1 protein-coding gene is annotated in these 460 nt (G+C 63.7%); it reads right to left on the bottom strand.

All coding sequences use genetic code 11. From position 1 onward, the window contains the following. Window positions 1-32: 32 nt before the first annotated feature. A partial coding sequence (locus M8318_RS00195; RefSeq protein WP_262660576.1) for an ASCH domain-containing protein occupies window positions 33-460 on the bottom strand: 428 nt, incomplete at its 5' end.

Genomic DNA, 460 nt, shown 5'->3' with positions numbered 1-460 from the left:
ACGGTACTGGCCGCATTCGCTGATGATGGCGCTCATGGTGTCACCCGCTTGAATTCGATGACCCAGACCCAGGGATTGGCGGTGAAAGCCTCTGGTCCGTTGATCTCTCCCCAAAGGGAGCGGAACCAGAGCCAAGCATCCAAGCCACTACCGCCCGTTTCGCATTCGCGCTCGGCGGGATATCCCTCGGCCCGTGCCTGCTCCTCGCTGATGTCCTGCAGGTGTTCTATGCGAACGGCGGTGAGCTCCAGCAGGATGCGGGAGGCCCAACGCGGCATATGGATAGAGGGGCGAACGCGGCCCTTAGAGATCATGGAGCATCCTGTCTGCCGGACGCTGAGGTCTGCCGGGTACCAGATCGGTTCACCTTGGCTGAGGTCGCTCGGCGCGATTGCGTCTACCTGGGCATCTGCTGCCCAGGCCTCCCGCACCCACAGCCGATCGCCGGGCTCGCCGTAGG

This window comes from Leclercia tamurae (assembly GCF_025566055.1).
In the GTDB taxonomy this organism is placed as follows: domain Bacteria; phylum Pseudomonadota; class Gammaproteobacteria; order Enterobacterales; family Enterobacteriaceae; genus Enterobacter; species Enterobacter tamurae.
This window is presented reverse-complemented; position numbering and strand designations above follow the sequence as displayed.